At 51.2% G+C, this 17,459-nt stretch carries 16 protein-coding genes; 6 read left to right on the top strand and 10 right to left on the bottom strand.

What is annotated here, in order from left to right:
* From J4G02_11050 to J4G02_11030, 5 genes are all read right to left on the bottom strand, one after another.
* Positions 1-476, bottom strand: a 476-nt coding sequence (locus tag J4G02_11050; protein ID MCE2395113.1) for a phosphotransferase, incomplete at its 3' end; no start/stop codon positions are given.
* A complete protein-coding gene (locus J4G02_11045) occupies positions 473-685 on the bottom strand; it encodes a hypothetical protein (GenBank protein ID MCE2395112.1) in 213 nt (70 codons plus the stop codon). The genes J4G02_11045 and J4G02_11050, both read right to left, overlap by 4 nt.
* 111 nt (positions 686-796) lie before the next feature.
* Positions 797-2,389 (bottom strand): thiamine pyrophosphate-binding protein, encoded by a 1,593-nt coding sequence (locus tag J4G02_11040; GenBank protein MCE2395111.1) that lies wholly within the window; start codon positions 2,387-2,389, stop codon positions 797-799.
* A 412-nt stretch (positions 2,390-2,801) separates the two neighbouring features.
* On the bottom strand, positions 2,802-4,757 hold the full coding sequence (locus J4G02_11035) for a hypothetical protein (protein MCE2395110.1): 1,956 nt from the start codon (positions 4,755-4,757) through the stop codon (positions 2,802-2,804).
* Between the two features lie 87 nt (positions 4,758-4,844).
* Entirely contained in the window at positions 4,845-5,369 is a 525-nt protein-coding gene (locus tag J4G02_11030; protein ID MCE2395109.1) for an HAD family hydrolase, read from the bottom strand.
* Positions 5,370-5,643: 274 nt separating this feature from the next.
* On the opposite strand from J4G02_11030, the gene J4G02_11025 reads away from it, so the two are divergent.
* Positions 5,644-6,882: an ABC transporter permease gene (locus J4G02_11025; protein MCE2395108.1), complete on the top strand. Its 1,239-nt coding sequence runs from the start codon at positions 5,644-5,646 to the stop codon at positions 6,880-6,882.
* 110 nt (positions 6,883-6,992) lie between these two features.
* Here J4G02_11025 and J4G02_11020 read toward each other — a convergent pair whose 3' ends face one another.
* Both J4G02_11020 and thiO read right to left on the bottom strand, forming a co-directional pair.
* A complete protein-coding gene (locus J4G02_11020) occupies positions 6,993-7,589 on the bottom strand; it encodes a Uma2 family endonuclease (protein MCE2395107.1) in 597 nt (198 codons plus the stop codon).
* A gap of 34 nt (positions 7,590-7,623) precedes the next feature.
* Positions 7,624-8,727 carry a glycine oxidase ThiO gene (gene thiO, locus J4G02_11015; GenBank protein MCE2395106.1) on the bottom strand — a complete coding sequence of 368 codons (1,104 nt, stop codon included), beginning with the start codon at positions 8,725-8,727 and terminating at the stop codon, positions 7,624-7,626.
* Between the two features lie 163 nt (positions 8,728-8,890).
* On the opposite strand from thiO, the gene J4G02_11010 reads away from it, so the two are divergent.
* The 5 genes from J4G02_11010 (at position 8,891) to J4G02_10990 (ending at position 15,597) form a co-directional block, all read left to right on the top strand.
* Positions 8,891-10,348: a hypothetical protein gene (locus J4G02_11010; protein MCE2395105.1), complete on the top strand. Its 1,458-nt coding sequence runs from the start codon at positions 8,891-8,893 to the stop codon at positions 10,346-10,348.
* Positions 10,349-10,554: 206 nt separating this feature from the next.
* On the top strand, positions 10,555-11,151 hold the full coding sequence (locus J4G02_11005; protein ID MCE2395104.1) for an FtsX-like permease family protein: 597 nt from the start codon (positions 10,555-10,557) through the stop codon (positions 11,149-11,151).
* 11 nt (positions 11,152-11,162) lie between these two features.
* Positions 11,163-11,891, top strand: coding sequence for an ABC transporter ATP-binding protein (locus J4G02_11000; protein ID MCE2395103.1), 729 nt, complete (start codon positions 11,163-11,165; stop codon positions 11,889-11,891).
* An 18-nt stretch (positions 11,892-11,909) separates the two neighbouring features.
* A complete protein-coding gene (locus J4G02_10995; GenBank protein ID MCE2395102.1) occupies positions 11,910-12,893 on the top strand; it encodes a succinylglutamate desuccinylase/aspartoacylase family protein in 984 nt (327 codons plus the stop codon).
* Between the two features lie 259 nt (positions 12,894-13,152).
* Positions 13,153-15,597, top strand: coding sequence for a hypothetical protein (locus J4G02_10990; GenBank protein MCE2395101.1), 2,445 nt, complete (start codon positions 13,153-13,155; stop codon positions 15,595-15,597).
* 97 nt (positions 15,598-15,694) lie between these two features.
* Here J4G02_10990 and J4G02_10985 read toward each other — a convergent pair whose 3' ends face one another.
* From J4G02_10985 to J4G02_10975, 3 genes are all read right to left on the bottom strand, one after another.
* Positions 15,695-16,444, bottom strand: a complete 750-nt coding sequence (locus J4G02_10985) for an amidohydrolase (GenBank protein MCE2395100.1) — start codon at positions 16,442-16,444, stop codon at positions 15,695-15,697.
* On the bottom strand, positions 16,441-17,199 hold the full coding sequence (locus tag J4G02_10980; GenBank protein MCE2395099.1) for a hypothetical protein: 759 nt from the start codon (positions 17,197-17,199) through the stop codon (positions 16,441-16,443). Before J4G02_10980 ends, J4G02_10985 begins: the two co-directional genes overlap by 4 nt.
* Positions 17,196-17,459: hypothetical protein (locus tag J4G02_10975; GenBank protein MCE2395098.1), on the bottom strand; the 264-nt coding region annotated here is incomplete at its 5' end. The genes J4G02_10980 and J4G02_10975, both read right to left, overlap by 4 nt.

Below are 17,459 nucleotides of genomic sequence, written 5' to 3'. Positions count from 1 at the left end.
GTCCCAAAATCAATAAAGGTCGGGGTATTTCCATCAACCACGATATTCCGGGCGTTATAATCCAAAGTGCCTAGCGTCGACGTTGCGCGATGCAAGCGATTCGACAGGCGTTCCCAAATTGCGTCAAGCCTTGTCGCTTGATCGGCGGGCATTGGCTCTCCATTCATCCACGCTAAATAGTCGAGGGTTTTTCGCCCTTGATCCAGTAGCGTTTCCATCATATCGCGCAGGAACACTGGATAATCGAGAGGGTATATGTAGGGATTGAGCGTGTCGGCGTTACTGGCGAATCCCTCCTCTAGTTGGCAGAACGCTCGGACGGTGTTCTGAACAATCGACTTCAACTCACCAGTTGGTGTTTCTTGGGCAAGATTATCAAGTGTCGTATCCCCGCACCATTTCATCAGTAAACAGCTCGCTGAATCTGACCACCAGTAAAGCTCTGGCACGGGGCATCCCGCCTGATGTAACCTCAAAAGAGCTGCGGATTCAGTCTGAAATCACCGACCGGTTGGATTATCAGATGTTGTTTCAGAAGGTAGGTGCGCCCCATTGCCGTTAGTCGCCAGACGTTGTTTCTTTCGAGCGTGCCGTGTCGGATTGGAACGCATTTTATCTGATTCGATGAAATGTGGAGGTATGCAGCAATCTGTTCGATTACTTGTGGGGGATCTGGTTGGTTCATGCGGCGGTTGAATTCATGCAAATTTCTTAATCACTACGCTGTAGTGGGCGCACTCCGATGTGCCGCAATTTGCAGAACAGTCACGGCATACAGAGTATGCCTACTACTTTACTAAACGGCATATTGCTTACGTTTGACAACCTCAATCAGGGAGGGCTTATCCAGCGTCAACGCTTTATCAACTGTCGGCTTGAAATCAGCCTCATCTTCGACGCAAAAACCGACTGCACCGAACGATTCCGCAAACTTGACGAAATCAGGATTGACCACATCAACGCCCAGCCCTGTGCCAAACCGATCGACTTGGGTCCGCGCGATGGAACTGAAGGTGTTATCGTTCATGACGATAGTGACGATCGGTAGATTATACTTCACAGCCGTTGCTAGCTCCGGACTGTTCATCAGGAAACCGCCGTCACCACAGAGGGCAACCACTTTGCGAGCTGGATGGGCAACTTGTGCACCGATTGCGCCCGGCAACCCAATTCCCATCGCAACGGAAATTCCGGACCAGATATACATGCCCGGCCCGTAAACTGTAAAGTCTTGCGTAGCAGCATATCCGGTGATATTGACATCAACGCTCAAGATAGCATCAAGGGGCATTGCAGCGCGGAGTTGTTCAATAATCGGTGAACGTTCCGCATAAGCCGCCTGTCTGTGCAATTCGCGCAATCGCTCACCCCAACCGTCAGTCTGTTCCTTGAGTTCAGCATTCAGTTGCTGCAAGACCACCTTCGGATTCGCACTAATTCCAACGGCGGCGGGGTAGTCCCGATTAATCTCTGCGGGATCAGCTTCGATGTGCAGCAGCGGCTGATTAATCTTCAGCGACCAGTTGCCTGTGTCCCGATAGGTAAAGCGTGTACCGATGGCAATCAACAGATCAGATTCCTTCAACGCCCTGCGCGTGGTGGGATTGTTGAAAACACGCAGTGAGTATGGTGAATCTTCCGGGATCGCGCCTTTGGCCTTTGCGCTCGTTGCAACAGGCGCGTTGAGCAGTCTCGCAAATTCAAGTAGCTCTTCGGTCGCCCGCGTATGGCAGATCCCGCCGCCCGCAAAAATGAACGGACGCTCTGCTTTCTCAATCAACTCAATAGCTTCATTAATTTCGTCGGGACTTGCGCCCGGTCGCAGCCCTTTGTTCATAGGGGGAACGGACAAGCTGCTTTGAGTGTCAGCATCATTTACCTCGGCATTCAGCGCATCCGTGGCGAGTTCGATTAAAACGGGTCGAGGTCGTCCTGAACGTAGTGCACCGAAGGCTCGGTTGACAGCACCGGGAATCTCTCGGATATTGTGGACGATCTCTATGTGCTTCGTCATTGTCGCAAACGCAGCTTTCTGATCTAATCCGTGAAACATCTTCCCCGGATCTTTCTTGGCAAGATGGGAGGGATTTTGTCCCGTGACCAGCAGCACCGGCGAGCAAGCCGTGTATGCTTCACCAATTCCGATCGCAGCGTTGGCTGCTCCCGGTCCCGGCACGGTCATACATACACCCACTTCGCCTGTCGAGCGGGCATATCCATCCGCCATGAATGCACAACCTCCCTCATGGCGACCCACATAGTGGCGGATAGTATCGCGATTCTTATAGAGCGATTCATAAACGGGGTCTAAATGTCCGCCCGGTATACCAAAAATGTCCTTAACGCCTTGCGCTTTCAAACATTCGACAAAAAGTTCTCCTCCTGTCATTAATATATTCCTTTCAATTTTCATTTAATTTTTCGATGAGGTCTGTCATCATTTGCTACCTAAGCACCTCTTCGTCTAGAGCATAGTCCGCAACTTGCGTTAGGATACCACCGCACGACTGAAAACACAAGTGCAAAACGTCAGTTGATAGCGTCATTTAATTCGTCGGGCGGGGCAAGTCCGAGAGGATCCCGCGACCGGGGATGCCCCGCCTACGATGTAGGGATCAATCCTCCGTCTACTCGCCAAAATCGGTTAAAAAACGGAAAACTATAGTGGACCTTAGAATTAATGAGACACTCAAAACCGGTGCGGTTGGAAACCGCACCTACCGGAGGGCGAAAGCGTCTATTTATTTTTTGAATTCACTATAAATAGCCCTATCAATTGAAGTATGGCACACTCAGATTCGTTAAGATCCACTGCGTCGCGCAACGATAAATCTCGCCTGTCCGGAATCAAAGGCTAACTGCGTGTATGTCTTCCCGTCAGCATGCCAATGGGATAGCGCATTCCGTTCACCGTTTCTCGGATCCCACTCCTCAACGGTCGATTCCCACTGAATCTCAATCAGCGTTTCAATCGGTTGTTCACCACGATTGAATAGATAGAACAGATCCAGATCCGTGGATTCGCGGTGTTGAACGACGACTGCATGTGTTGGCGTATTATCGGGCTTAGCATAAATTTGTATCGGCAGCTTAATATGTTTTCGTAGCAATCGCTCAAGGGCTGCGGCTTTTTCGTTCGTCGGTCCCCGCAGGATGGACGTGCGCCGTCGATACAGCAGTCGTTCAAGCGGGTAGGGATCTAAACCAATTCGACCGTTGAGCAGGTACGGCACCGGATCTATGGCGATCAACCCGCCCCGTGCCTTGACAAACTGCATCAACACATCCACCGTTTCTTCCTGAAGCGCTAAACAGGACGGGAGCAGAACTCCTGAATAATCTTCTCCGTTTAGGCGCAATGTACGGCTGGATTTATCTACTTCCGCCTCAAGGAGACCCGTTTCGGAGACGATATCAAAATCGTATCCGAGCTCCCATACCATTTGACAGAGCCAACCCCATTCTTTTACCAGCCAATTCCACCCCTTTGGATCAGGTTTCGTCCACAGACTGTGAATCGGTGAGAGAACAAGCACCGATCTTTTCGGAACTCCGATTGATAGAAACTGACTAAAGTAATGTACCTCGCTGCCTCCTGATGTAACCTGACTGTTATTATGTTCCGCGTTACGTATCCACGAATTGAAGCCCAAGGCACTATCAGCAACAAATCGATCTGCGTGTGAATCGGATCTGCATAGACTGATCTGCCCTGAACTTTCTACGGATTCAAAATGGCTCCGTTCCGATCCCGGTTCTCGTGGACTCCGATCCAATCGGAGGAATCTGCGACTAGCAATCTGCTTCGCAATTAAAAACGGTTTGCGTTTATCCAGCTTATTAGCGTCGAGGATGGGACGGTCTGCGGCTTTCAGAATAGTTCCGATATCGACCTCTAACGCTTTGGCAGTTGATGGGAGGTTGATTCCGAATTGCAGATTCCATTGGTGAACAAATTCTCTTAATCCTCTGACACAGATCTCTACAAACTGCCGGGTCAATTGCTCCCAAAAGAGACTACGGATTGTTGCAGAGTCATAAGTTTCGTAGTACATTAATGGTAGGTAAGCTAGCAGCTCTGAGTCCAGAGTCTCCCCAAACGCATCGCTCCAAGGAATCGAGGTTGCTGGCACCTTGAAAGGAGAAAGAAACGTCGGGAAGTCGCAGCAGAATCCTGCAACGGCACCTTCTATCAGATCGTGAAATTCGTGGACGTACCTCTCCAAAACTTGGTGAGCGAGTGCACCAACTCCCGGTTGACTTAACAGGTCATACCCCTGTGTCTCTGTTTGATAAAGTCGAAAGATTGTCCTCCCTTTCAACCGGTCAGCAATGGAGAGATCACCGTTGACACAACGCTGGATATAATCCGTGATGTCGTAACAGGGTGCATCCGCATTCACTTCCGCGAGGAGGTAAATACGGTCAGATGTTTGGGAGGTGTCTGCCCAACTCCGGAGGTAGTTCTGGAGGGCTTCTCGCCCGGCGTGTTGATCGAACGAATATTCGCCAAAATTGAGCCAGAAGCGGGTTCCGGCCGTTACAGTATCAAGCAAAAGCCATGCAGCTGCGTCCTTACGTTTTAACTGCTGGAGTTTTTCGCGATGGGCATCAATCTCTTTCTGGGTAGTGAGACGCGGGTATGGGAGCAATACTTCTCCCCTCGTCCGCACGGTGGCTCGATCCAACATGGAGGGTGCAGTACTAGGAGATTTCCGTGAATCTGCGACATAACGATTGTCCACATTTTCTCCCATCAACAGAAATTTCCTATTTTGGTCTTTCCCAGCGAGGAAGGGATTGACCTCCTGTTTGAAAAGGGTAGGAAGTTAGGGGGAATTGCATTAGGTATCAGATTCGATGCCGAACGAGGCAAGTGCATCCGGCAGAGATCGGAAGTCGGAAATCGTGCTGTGCATCTTTCCGATTTTCACTTCAGTTGATGATTCGTTAAACCAGATGCCACGAATCCCTGACTGATTTGCTCCGAGCACATCCTTCTCAAAGCCGTCGCCCACCATCACCAGGCGATGTCTATCCAACCCAAGATTTTTGACGATGTAGTCAAAAAAGTCGGGCGCTGGCTTACTGTGACCGATAGTTTGGAAACAGTAGACTTTATCCAATAATGAACGGAGTCCAACCCGATCTAGCGCCTCCCAGATTGCCGTCTCATCTGAATCGACTGTATTTGTAGCGAGGGCGAGTGTCCATTGTGGACGAAGTTCGCTGAGCACCTCTTTGACGTTGGGGAGGGCTTCGACATAGTGCCAAGTAGCCATCGGTCCGCTAAACTCCGGGAAGTCCCGCATTAAGGTGTCACCCCAATCGAACAGGACACATCGGCATTCTCTGGCTATCCTTGACATTTTCCAATCTCTCTTGCTAAAATTGATTTCTAAACATTGCAGGCAACATTGTCGTCTGAATGATGCAGGCGTGGAAGTACATTTTATCCGAATATATCATCTTGAACACTAGATTGGTGGGTATTCTATCACATAGGGGGTAACCTCGCAATCAAAAAGCGGGTGGATTTCATCGTACCCGAAAGGCCATTGTTAATTGGAAACAGGGCGATTGGACGAATCATTCGTTGCAGAAGCTCACGAAAAACTGGGGCAAATCAGAAAAGGAAATTAGATGAAACTGTTAGAAGGGGTATTCACTGCATTCTCAATTCTACGCTCAAACAAATTGAGGTCATTTTTGACGATGTTGGGCATTGTGATTGGCATTGCGGGTGTCATCGCGATGATGTCCTTCGGAGCGGGTGCGAAGAAGATCCTGATGTGGGAGGTTGAAAAGGTGGGTGGCCCAAGCATGTTCGGGGTGTATCGGCGCGAATGGATTCGTAAGAATGAGAAGTGGATGCGGAATCCGAGCAAGCACTATCTGAAAATGGAAGATGTGCGTGCGATCCAAACCGACTGTCCTTCCGTTGAGGTGGCAACCCCAGAGGCTGGAGATAGCGCGACGATTTCGGTTGACGGCAAACGGAAGTTCGCTCAGATGCAAGCCACCTCTCAAGAGTATCAGATTGCACGTAAGTGGTACAGCGGATATGGTAGGTTTCTGTCTGATGATGATCTTAGCCTCTGGAGCAAAGTTTGTGTGATTGGGGAGGAGATCTGGAGGGATCTGTTTGCGGAACTTGACCCAATCGGGAGAGAGATAAAAATTAACAATCAACGGTTTACCGTCGTGGGTGTGATGGAGTCCAGAGGCAAGGGGCTTGATCCGGAAGGTAGTGAGGACAACCAAATATTTATTCCAATTACGACAGCTCAGACCCATTTCTGGGGCAACGATCAGGTGGGGCATATTCTGATTCGCGCAAAAGACCATCAATCTGTGGATCAAGCCGTGAAGGAGGTCAAAACAGTTCTGAAGCGGAACCATGATGGCGAGGAATTCTTTGAAACATGGGTGATGAAGGAGGAGCTAAAATCTGCCAATCGCATTATCATGGTTATTGAGCTCATCCTCGTCATTATCGCCTCGGTTGCTTTGGTTGTTGGTGGGATTGGCATCCTGAATATCATGCTGGTGTCTGTTACAGAGCGCATCCCGGAAATTGGACTGCGGAAAGCCGTTGGTGCGAAGAGTCGGGATATACGCGCACAGTTTCTCATCGAGTCGGTTATCTTGTGTCTCATTGGCAGCCTTATCGGCATCGCTCTGGGGGCGGCATTAGGCAGTGGCTTTGCGTGGGCGGTCAGCAAACTTATGAAGGATTTTATAGAGTGGCCCTCCGTCATCACCGTTGAATCCGTGTTGACAGCTGTATGCGCTGGTGGGGGTGTTGGCGTATTTTTCGGATACTACCCTGCAAGTCGCGCTGCGAAACTCACACCGATCGATGCGATAAGACATACATAAGCGCGTGAAACGTGAAACATCATTTGTTCATTGGTTCATTAGTACATTGGTTCATTCAATGAACTAGTGAAGTAAATCGACTGCTGCTGCATGATTTGTTACGATGAACCTCAGGTAAAAATCGCGTCCACAGTCATTTGAAAGTTTGGAAGGACTTCACTGCGGATGGTTTCGCCGAGACCAAAGTGCCCTAACGACTGAGATTGTTCCTTAGTCAGTTGTAGCCCTTCGACGGATCGGGCTTCACGACTGACCAGCCAGCACTCCTTGACACCAATCGGCTGGTAATCTGCCAACTTTCCTGACAGCACTCTTTCAGTGTCCGAGGTCGAGAGCACCTCGACGACCAGATCCGGTGCAATTTCAAGAATCTGTAGTTCTTCAATGGCATCAAAACCGGTGCCGGAGAGTTTGTCTTTGTGAATAAACAATACATCAGGTTGACGGGTGCGCAGTGGATGGCGTTGGAGGATAATATCAACCGGTGCAAACAGCACTACACCAAGACCTTTTGCTTCCACATGCTCGTCGAGTCGTTTGAAGATGTTTGCACTCATTCTTTGATGAGCGGGTATCGGGGCTGGAGACGGCATAAACTCTCCATCAATAATTTCATACGGGTGGTTGATTTCAGGCATCAGTAGGTAGTCTTCAAAGGAGATTTTCTTTTTCGTGGCTTCGGTTGTGGGTACAGATATAACATCCATGGGTCCCTCCTCTTACGTTTCATCAGTTTGTATTCTACAGGCTAAACGGTGCTAGTGACATTGATGGATTCCCTGTTGTAATCAATTCACTAATCAGTTTCCCCGTGATCGGTGCGAGTAGAATGCCGTTCTTGAAGTGCCCCGCAGCAACAAACACATTCTCAAAACCCGGCAATACTCCAATATATGGACCGCCCTTTGCGTAAGGACGCAGCCCCACCCACGTCTGTACAAAGGACTTCTCGGCGAGGCTCGGCATTAACCCAATGCCGGCTTCGATCATTTGTCGTGTGCCTTCCAATGTAGTCCGTTTGTCGTAGCCGACGAATTCAACCGTGGCACCGATCAAGATCTTCCCGTCAGACCGTGGCACCAGATAGACGCCTAGTCCGTCAATAACGTGCCGCAGGATTGGCGGCATCACTTCTGCTAGCACCATCTGTCCACGTGCTGGCTCCATCGGCAGCGCACCACCGAGTTGTGCAGCGATTGCCCCGGACCAGCACCCCGATGCGATTACAAATGTGTCCCCATAAATGCGCTCTCCGTTCACCTCAACGCCTACCACCCGCTCTCCGTCTCGTAGAAAGGCAGTCACAGGATTGCCAAACAGAAATTCCGTCCCCAACAGCGCTGCCCCTTTTGCTAACGCTTGCACCAGCTTGGGATTCCTGACCTGTGCATCGTGTGGGAAGCGCACTCCTCCGACAATCGATGGGGAAATTGCAGGCTCCAGTTCCCAGACCTCTTCAGGTGTTAGCACCTCCGCAGAAAACCCCCGATCCAACCGCCGTGAAGCTAATCCCGTCAACCCCTGTTTCTCCTCATCGGTAAAGAACACGGCGATAGATCCAGACCTAATAAACTCAATATCTATCTGCGTTTCCGCTTGCAACGCCTCTGCTAACGCCGGATAAAGATCCAAGCTCGCACGGCAGAGTTCGGCATAGGGGTCGTGCGTTGATGCGTGAGATGCCAAGATACCCGCACCCGCCCACGACGCCTCGCGTCCGACATTGTCCGCCTTATCAATTACGAGAGACCTTACCTGCGCTTTAGCAAGGTTGTAAGCGATTGCACAACCGATTACGCCGCCGCCAATAACAATAACATCTGCACGGAGAGATTCTATATTCATGATTTTCTTCAATTGCGTAGCAATGCCTCAAAAAATGTAAAATTATAGTGACTATGTCCTTACATTCGATTATAATAGACTGACGATTGAATGTCAAGATCCAAAAAAATAGGAAATACTACCGCCCCTGATCCCCGTAAGGGTACAAGAAGGTCTATCCGCTATGAGACGACATAGAACCATCTACTTCAACGATGCCCGTCATTACTATCTGTTCGTTTTTGAGCCGCCGATCCGGTTGGAAGAGGCGTGGTCTGCCGTGGACGAGGTCGCTGGTACAAGCTGTGATACCTTTATCTACGGGGTGTCCCGCGCCGATGGGCTATTTTACCCCTCCACAGTCGGCATGCAGTTTGGAGATGACATCCGTCCCTTTGACAGTGCGCCATACTGGCGCATCTGGGAAAACATGCAGAGCCTGATAAGCCGAGGAATCGATCCATTGACTCTGCTTATCGACCGCTCTCATGAGAAAGGGATGGATTTTTTCGCCAGTCTGCGCATGGGAGGTTACGGCGGTATGGATCCGCAGCATGAGTTGGCAAACGGCGGACGGGGATTTGTCCACCCGGAAGTGCGTGACCATCAGTTTGCTGTGTTGGAAGAGCTCGCCACGCAGTATCCTGTAGAGGGCGTGGAGTTAGATTTCGCTGCGGCTCCGGGCGGAAGCCCTTTCTGGCTCACACCCGAAGATGTCCCGGAGTATACACCGGTGATGACCGATTTTGTTCGGAGTGTCGCCGAGATGGCACGAAATCGACCGGGGGAACCCGGGCAGATCGGGGCGCGGATATATCCTACCTTGGAGTTAAACCAGAAAACGGGGTTGGATGTACAGACTTGGCTCCAAGAAGGGCTAGTTGACTTCGTCGTTCCGATGGTCTATGCGTTTTTTGTGCTCGACTCCAACACGCCGATTGATTGGTTGGTCCAGGAGGCACACGAAAACGACATTTCGGTATACGCTATGTTACAACCCTATTACAGCGAAGAAAATCGACGGTTCTATTCGGTAGAGGACGCAACGCCAGCCATGATGCGGGCAGCAGCTGCTAACTTTTGGGAACGTGGGGTCGATGGACTATACACTTGGTTTCTGCCTTGGCCCCTAGGCGATTCGGAGCGCCGCACCCTCACAGAGTTGGGAGACCCGGAGTTAATCAAAGAAGGCAATAAACACTACTTCCTGCGCCGACGCTCTGAGGCGACGAGCGGACACGATTACGAAGCCTTCCTACCAGTGGAAATCCTAGCGGCAAACCCAGAGGCACGTTATCAGATCCCCTTTTCCATCGCTGATGACCCTCAGAATGACCGGGTGCAGAGCGTTCGACTCCGCATTGGTGTGACCAATCTCGTGACAGCAGACACATTTGAAGTACGGTTGAACGGACAGTCATTGGCGGCAGAACGGTGCACACGTACCATCATCAGATCGCGAGATCCGTACGCGGGTCAGTGGTTAGAATTTCATTTGGAATGTGTACGGCCACAGAAGGGGGCAAATGTGCTAGATGTTGCGCTGAGGGCACGACCTGCCGGATTCGTGGGTGGAGTCACCATCGAGGATGTAGAAATCCTCGTTGAGTACGGTCCATATCCGGCCCGGCTGCGCGGTTAATCTCAATGCGGTTGGAACTCTTTAATAGTTTAATGCCCCAAAATCACGAATGCAAGGCTTGACTTTATCCTCGCAGCATGATAAAATGACCGTGCAATTTTAGAAATCAGGAGGATTGGAATTTGGAACAACAGACACGAGGTACTATTGGGCAACAGATTGAGCTCCCATTCACGGAATCCGTGAGGATAAGTTTTCAGAGTTTGATGATCCGTTTCGGACGATCTGTCATCACAACCGCAGGCATTACGTTGGGGATTGCATTTCTGGTGTCAGTTTTGGTAAATAATGAGGTAACCGTTGCAATGAAAGAGAGCGGTTCAAGACAGGAAATCACCACCTTTGAAGAAGAAGAAACGACCGGGATTTCCATGAAAGATAAGTGGTTGATTATCATGTCCTTAATTGTCTGCGTCGTAGGAATCGCTAATTCGATGCTGATGGCGGTCACAGAACGTTTTCAAGAGATCGGCACGATGAAGTGTCTCGGTGCTTTGGATCGATTCGTCGTAAGATTATTTTTGTTAGAATCTGGGTTTCAAGGGCTAGCGGGTGCGCTCATTGGAGCTCTCATCGGTTGTCTCGGATCACTTCTCCTGGGGCTTAAGGATTACGGTTTAGATCTATTCTTCTACTTCCCCCTGCTGCCGGTGCTGAACGCGCAGCCCTCTAGATTCGGGGTGTTACTAATCATTCTTGCTGGTTGTGTGCTCGGCATGATTCTGTCCGTTATTGGCGCGGCGTTTCCAGCGTGGCGCGCTGCAAAGCTACCCCCAGCGGAAGCGATGCGGACTGAAGTTTAGGAGGGATATTAATGCCAGACGTTGTTGTTAAAACTGAAAAGGTCGTTAAGGAATACCGTATGGGCACTAATGTGCTCCGAGCACTGGACGGGATTGATTTGGAGATCTATACTGGAGAGTATATCTCATTGATGGGGCCGTCGGGTTCAGGGAAATCCACCCTCTTTAATATGATTGGTGCCTTAGACCTTCCGACCGCGGGTAAAGTTTTCATTGATGGTCAAGATATGGGACAACTCAGCCAGTCCCAAATCGCATGGTTCCGCTGTCACAGAGTTGGTTATATCTTCCAAAGCTACAATCTGCTACACGTCATGACGGCACTTGAAAACGTAACCCTGCCGATGATTTTCGCAGGTCTGTCGACAACCGAGCGTCGTGATAAAGGTGAAGAACTGCTGGAACGCGTTGGATTAGGAGAACGGATTCACCATAGACCCGATGAATTATCTGGTGGACAGCGGCAGCGTGTCGCAATTGCGCGCGCGTTCGCAAATGGCCCAAGCATTATTTTGGCGGATGAACCGACGGCGAACCTCGACACAGTCATCGGGCGTGAAATTATCGATTTAATCAAGCAACTTAACGTCGATCAGGGCGTAACCGTGATTTCGGCGACCCACGACTTAAAGATGCTCGATGTTTCAGACCGGATCGTTGATATTCGCGACGGATTGGTCGAACGGATCCGAGATCGGGATGAAATTGAGATTCAGGTTGGCGAAGTTGGAGGGCATTAAAGGGAGGAACACGGCGTAGTGCATTTTCAGGAACTTGACATTTCGCGATTGTCCCGTAACTCCAAAGCCTCCGCATGGCTGGAAGTCGGCTCTCGGGCCGATGGAGGCGACTGGCGCTTACCATTCCTATATGTGATAGGGGCAACCCCTGGTCCGACTTTGCTGGTCCTCGGAGCAGTGCATGGTGACGAATACGAAGGGGTTGAGACTATCCCCGCAGTTTTCCGGCGCGTCGCACCCGATGTACTACGTGGTGCATTATTGATGGTCCCAATTTGTAACGTGCCGGCCTATGAATCTGTTCTCCGTAGCAGCCCTATTGATGGCCTGAATCTGGCACGTGTCTTCCCTGGCGATTCCAACGGTACTATCACGCAACGGATTGCGTATTGGATTACCCAAAAGTTGATTAAACCCGCCGACCTCGTTATTGACCTGCACAGCGGAGGTGTGACCGCCGACATTCCGTCACTCATTGGTTTCACCCATAGCGACGATGAACTTGGTAGACGCTCACGCGCCGGCGCGCTGGCATTCGGTGCATCGGTCGTATGGGAACATCCACCGCCTATGCCACCCGGTCGGACCTTGTCAGCAGCCACAGATCTCGGCGTACCGGCGATCTATACCGAAGCTGGCGGTGGCGGATACGCACATCCGTCTGATGTGCACTGTTTTACCACCGGTGTAATCAATGTGATGAAGCATCTTGATATGCTAGACGGTCAGCCTCAGATTCAACCCGTAACACATCACCTGTCCGGGGATGGAAATATGGACAGCGTCATTTCGACACCTGCTGCTGGCTATTTTCGATCCGAGGTAGCCTTGCTGGACGAAGTTAGCGCTGGTCAAGGCTTGGGCACTGTTCGCGATCCCTTCGGTGAAGTAGTGGCGGAAATAACGACCACAACTGCTGGCGTTGTTATTATGTTGCGACGTATTCATCGGGTTCATGTCGGCGATAATTTGGCTCATGTGACGGGACGTTTAAGCAATTAACTTCTCCTAAAGGTTAATCATTGATAAAACGGCTTTCATCGAACAATCTTCCTACCTTAAACTTCTGCTACTGTTTTCCCGATAGGACGGACTTTCATAACGCTCCATCTGCCACGCCTCGGCGAGATAGCCGCTGCATAACAAGATCGAAACATACTCTGAAATGACTCCGATTCTCAGGAACAAATCGGCACTTTGCTCAAGATTCAGGATTTCCTGATATATTCACTCACAAACCTCTAACACACTGGGAATAAAGATGCAAAATACGCTCAATGCGAACACCTTACTATCACCTGTTGAGGCATTAACCGTGACATACGATCGGGAGCGCCTTGAGGATATCGGCCACATGACCTGTATGACGCTGGTGCTGCTTGGTAATTACGCACAGACGGGCCACCTCGGCGGCCCGTTGGCTTACACGCCCTACAATATCGCACTCCATTTAGCGGGTCCAGAACTAGGAGGTTTGCGCTACGACTATCGTAATCCCAAACATCCGTTCTGCGATAAGTTCATGCTCGCCGGCGGGCATAACATTCCGACCGCGTATGCGTTGTGGATGATTATGGGTGAGGCAATGGCGCGGGCACACACAGCCACAGGAGATCCGCGCTACCAGGTTGCACCGGAAATCGCGATGTTGCCGATAGATGCACTAGGCTTTAGACGCGGCGCAGGGGCACTAAAGACCTTACTGAAAGAGAACGATTTGGAGGGCCATCCGCTGTTTACGCAGGCAGAATTACGCGGTATCCGGTCGCTGGCGGGGCATTCCGAAACAACCGATTTGACTAACGATGTCAACGGGGGACCCTCTGGTATTGGTATCGCGACAGCCGCCGGCAAAGCAGCATTCTGGAATTTTCTAGATGCTCCTGACTCCTTGAAAGTGCTCGCACTTGAAGGTGAATTTGCCATGACTGAGGGACACGCCCAAGAGTTAAAAACACAGGGGCTCGCAATGCAGGTGGGCAAACGTCTGCGTATCCTACTCTCATATAATAACGCTGGTATTGATGATGCCTTAGTGGGTGGGGTAATTGATTCCAAGTATAAGCAGTACCAACTTGAGGAGCAGTGGACTTCCTACGGCTGGAATGTGTTTTCCCTTGAAGATGGTAATGATTATGATCAGATTCTCGCGGTTCTCAAAACGATGGAAGATTGGGATCCCGAGGACCTACGCCCCATGATCGTTATTGGCAGGACGGTCAAGGGGTATTGGCCCAGTGCGGTAGATGGGAAGATTGAGGGGTACGGCGCTCAGTTAGTCAGCTACCCCAGCCATCCGTACCAGCTAAAAATGAACGAAGACTATTTCGTTGCCTTAGCAGGAACCTTTGAGAAGCGTTACGGGGTAGAATTCGAGGGAATTCGCAACGGACCGGTAACCGATGAGCGCGAGCGTCTGATACAGTTCAAGACCAACATTGACGTGGTGATGTCGGTACTTCAGCAAAAAGGGTTGGGAGACTGGCTCGCCAATCGACTCGTCGATATTGGTGACGCGGTTCAGGATGATTTACCGCTCCGGGTTGATACCAACCGCGATCCGTTTCTGGACGACCGGCTTCGGGTCGAAAATCTGCCGGTTGAGCCGCAGACGCCTAGCGTGAAGAATCCAGTATCGGGCGAGGAACAGGAAATAGATATCACCCTATTCAAGGAACCCGGAGAGGTTGCCGGAACCCGCCGAGCAATTTCAGAAATTATCAAGTGGATGAATTATGTGACAGATAACCGCTTTATCACCCTCGCCGCTGACCTTTCAGAGTCCATCAATGTTGAACATGGCAGCCTCTGGGGACATTACAATCCGGTTAGCAATCCTGCCGGTACGCGGTTCAAAGCACCTATCCAAGAAGCGGGAAATGTGTCAAGCGCCATCGGGTTGGTTGGTCAAAGTGCATCGCTTGACCCTGGGAAGTTTGCTGGGGTCTGGGCATTGAGCGGTACATATGGTGCATTCACACCGCTGATGTACCTGCCCGCCCGCGTATGGAGCCAACAGAATCAGGACAGCCCTTTCCGAATAGGCGTTCTTAACGTCCTCGCTGGTCATTCAGGGCCAGAGACCGCCGCCGATGCACGTACGCACTTCGGTATTTTTGCACCGCAGGTGTGGAAGCTCTTCCCGCGGGGGCAGGCGATCCACGTTAGTTTCTGGGATTACAACGATGTCGCTCCGGGCTATTTCGCCGCTGCTGAAGTTGCCGCTCGGGATCCGCGGGTCGGGGTCATTATCATCGAAGTCGCCCGGCCAGATTTTCCGGTGGCAGACCGCGCCACGTTTGCAGATAGCGATCTCACAGCCGCGTCCAAAGGGCTATATGTCATCCGCGATTTTGACCCGGACAGTCCCAAGCACGGCTATGTGGTCGTCCAAGGCTCTAATTCTACTGTCAACCTCGTCCAGATTGTCCCCCGCTTAGAGGCAGAGGGAATAAACGTAAAAATCATCGCGGCTGTGAGTGAAGAATTATTCGATCTACAACCCGATGCCTATCGCCGATCCGTATTGCCTCCAGAAGCCCGTTACGACCTGATGGTAGTGAGCACAGGAACACAACGTGTTTGGCCCATCAGAAATCTCGGACCGCTGACGGACGCCTATTCACTGACCGCAGACTGGGATAACCAGTGGCTCACCGGCGGAACCGAACCGGATGTAATCGCGGAAGCCCGTTGCTGGGATTAAACACTTCGCCAGTGAGCGGGAGCAGCGTTTATCAGGTCAGCGCGAGTTGCTAGCATCACTCGGTTAATGGTCCGTACTACCCCAGAGAATAGGCGGGTTAAATCCCCAGCAGGCGGCGGGCGTTCCCACCCAAGATCAGCCGCTTGGCGTCGTCGGAAACATCAGCGGTGATAATTTTGCCGATCTGGGGACGTGGATCCATCAAAGGTGTATCCGAGCCAAACAGCACCCGATCGGCACCTGCCTCATTCACCAACTGCTCAATTACGCCGGGCGTCCGATAGGTAGAACAAGTTTCGAGATAGACGTTGGAATGCGCGATCGCAGCTGCGATGGCTTCGGTACGAGGTTCGATGACGTTGCCGGCATGTCCCGCGACAAACTTGGCGTTCGGATATTGCGGCGCAATCTCGGACAGATACCGGGGGCGACTTAATTCACCCCCATCGGTATGGAAAAGGACCGCCAATCCCCGCTCATTTGCGAACTCATAGATAGGATGCCACTGAGGTTGATTAAAGGGCCAAAGGGTGTAGGGCGGATACAGTTTAATCGCGGGAAACTTCAATTCGTCAATCGCGCGGGTCAACTCCGGTATCATGCGCTCCGGCATCATCGGTGAAACATAGGCGAAACCGATAAAGCGATCCGGATGCTGCGCGATAAAGTGCGCTGCTTGGTCATTGCTGGTCGTACCGTCGGGATGGAAGATGCCAAACACGCAGGATTTGTCAATACCCGCTGAGTCCATCGCGTGGAGCATCAACTTCGGATCGTCCTTCATGCCGATCGGATCCCACCGACCCACATGCCCGTGAAAATCGATGACTTGCGTTCCATCAATCATCTCGTCCCTCCATGTAGAATACGCTCAAGATTCCCAGCACAAATCGCCGTGAGTTCTCCATCGGTCAGGTTCGTGTGGTGCAGATAAAACAACATCGGTCCCATCGCTAAGCGAGAATACCACGAGCCGTATACCAATCGCTCGGCACCAAACTCGTCTCGCAAAGCCTCTATCTCACAGATCGGTTCGTAGCGGCTCAATTCCAAGTAAGCATTCGGTAAAGCGGTTAACATTGGGCGCAACCAAAGCGCATGGACGTAATGTGCTCCCACCAAGACCGATACCAGACCTGGATACGCCTGAAGTGTTGTAACTATTGCATCTGCATCGGCCTCCGGCAGGAGGACCCAGACCGGAATTCGCGCCTCACTGAGCCAAGATAACAGTGTGTCGTAAGCCCAAGGACGGAAGGGCAGCTCCCGTTGCCCGGTATCGAACAACCGCACACAATTGACCCTCCCTTCAGCATGAAGCGATTGAATCTGCGCGAGCGAGTCTGCTGTAGGGATAACCATCCACTGGGGATAGGTTCGTCCATCATCGCCGAGCCACGCTTCAAGGTAGTTGTTGCCTTCGATCGCGCTAACGTTGTCAGCATGGGCATGGTAGATTAGCGCCCGTTCTACTCCATGCCGATCCATTTCTGCCAATAACCCCTTCCGGTCGCGGTAAGGGGCAGGCTCATCCAGTAGATCGCCAACTCGCACGTTGGCGTCAAAAACAGGAACTCTCGATTTGAAATTGAGCGATGTCATAATTCCCTCTGAACCCAGTCAGGGTACTTTTCATGGAGTATCTGCTTGCACGCCTGATACTCCGCTTCCGTGAAGCTATGATAGGGTGAGAGCAGCCGTAGCGGCATCGCTTCTAGCCCACCCAACCGGACAATGATTTTGTCGTAGGCACCATCAATCCGTTCCTTATCCCACACCGGGCTAAGTATATCCATGCATACTCTGTGAAAGTCGTGCTGCAATCGAAAAAGTTTTCCGACCTGCTGTGTCCGTCCTGCCTC

It is taken from the genome of Candidatus Poribacteria bacterium, from assembly GCA_021295755.1.
Taxonomy (GTDB): domain Bacteria; phylum Poribacteria; class WGA-4E; order WGA-4E; family PCPOR2b; genus PCPOR2b.
Note: the sequence above shows the minus strand (reverse complement) of the source record. Positions and strands in the feature narration are given on the sequence as shown.

Coding starts and splice junctions, on each gene's coding strand:
- thiO (MCE2395106.1), bottom strand. CDS start 8,727: ATGAATATAGAATCTCTCCGTGCAGATGTTATTGTTATTGGCGGCGGC.
- J4G02_11040 (MCE2395111.1), bottom strand. CDS start 2,389: ATGACAGGAGGAGAACTTTTTGTCGAATGTTTGAAAGCGCAAGGCGTT.
- J4G02_10980 (MCE2395099.1), bottom strand. CDS start 17,199: ATGACATCGCTCAATTTCAAATCGAGAGTTCCTGTTTTTGACGCCAAC.
- J4G02_11000 (MCE2395103.1), top strand. CDS start 11,163: ATGCCAGACGTTGTTGTTAAAACTGAAAAGGTCGTTAAGGAATACCGT.
- J4G02_11030 (MCE2395109.1), bottom strand. CDS start 5,369: ATGTCAAGGATAGCCAGAGAATGCCGATGTGTCCTGTTCGATTGGGGT.
- J4G02_11035 (MCE2395110.1), bottom strand. CDS start 4,757: ATGGGAGAAAATGTGGACAATCGTTATGTCGCAGATTCACGGAAATCT.
- J4G02_10990 (MCE2395101.1), top strand. CDS start 13,153: ATGCAAAATACGCTCAATGCGAACACCTTACTATCACCTGTTGAGGCA.
- J4G02_11005 (MCE2395104.1), top strand. CDS start 10,555: ATGATCCGTTTCGGACGATCTGTCATCACAACCGCAGGCATTACGTTG.
- J4G02_11020 (MCE2395107.1), bottom strand. CDS start 7,589: ATGGATGTTATATCTGTACCCACAACCGAAGCCACGAAAAAGAAAATC.
- J4G02_10985 (MCE2395100.1), bottom strand. CDS start 16,444: ATGATTGATGGAACGCAAGTCATCGATTTTCACGGGCATGTGGGTCGG.
- J4G02_11010 (MCE2395105.1), top strand. CDS start 8,891: ATGAGACGACATAGAACCATCTACTTCAACGATGCCCGTCATTACTAT.
- J4G02_11025 (MCE2395108.1), top strand. CDS start 5,644: ATGAAACTGTTAGAAGGGGTATTCACTGCATTCTCAATTCTACGCTCA.
- J4G02_11045 (MCE2395112.1), bottom strand. CDS start 685: ATGAACCAACCAGATCCCCCACAAGTAATCGAACAGATTGCTGCATAC.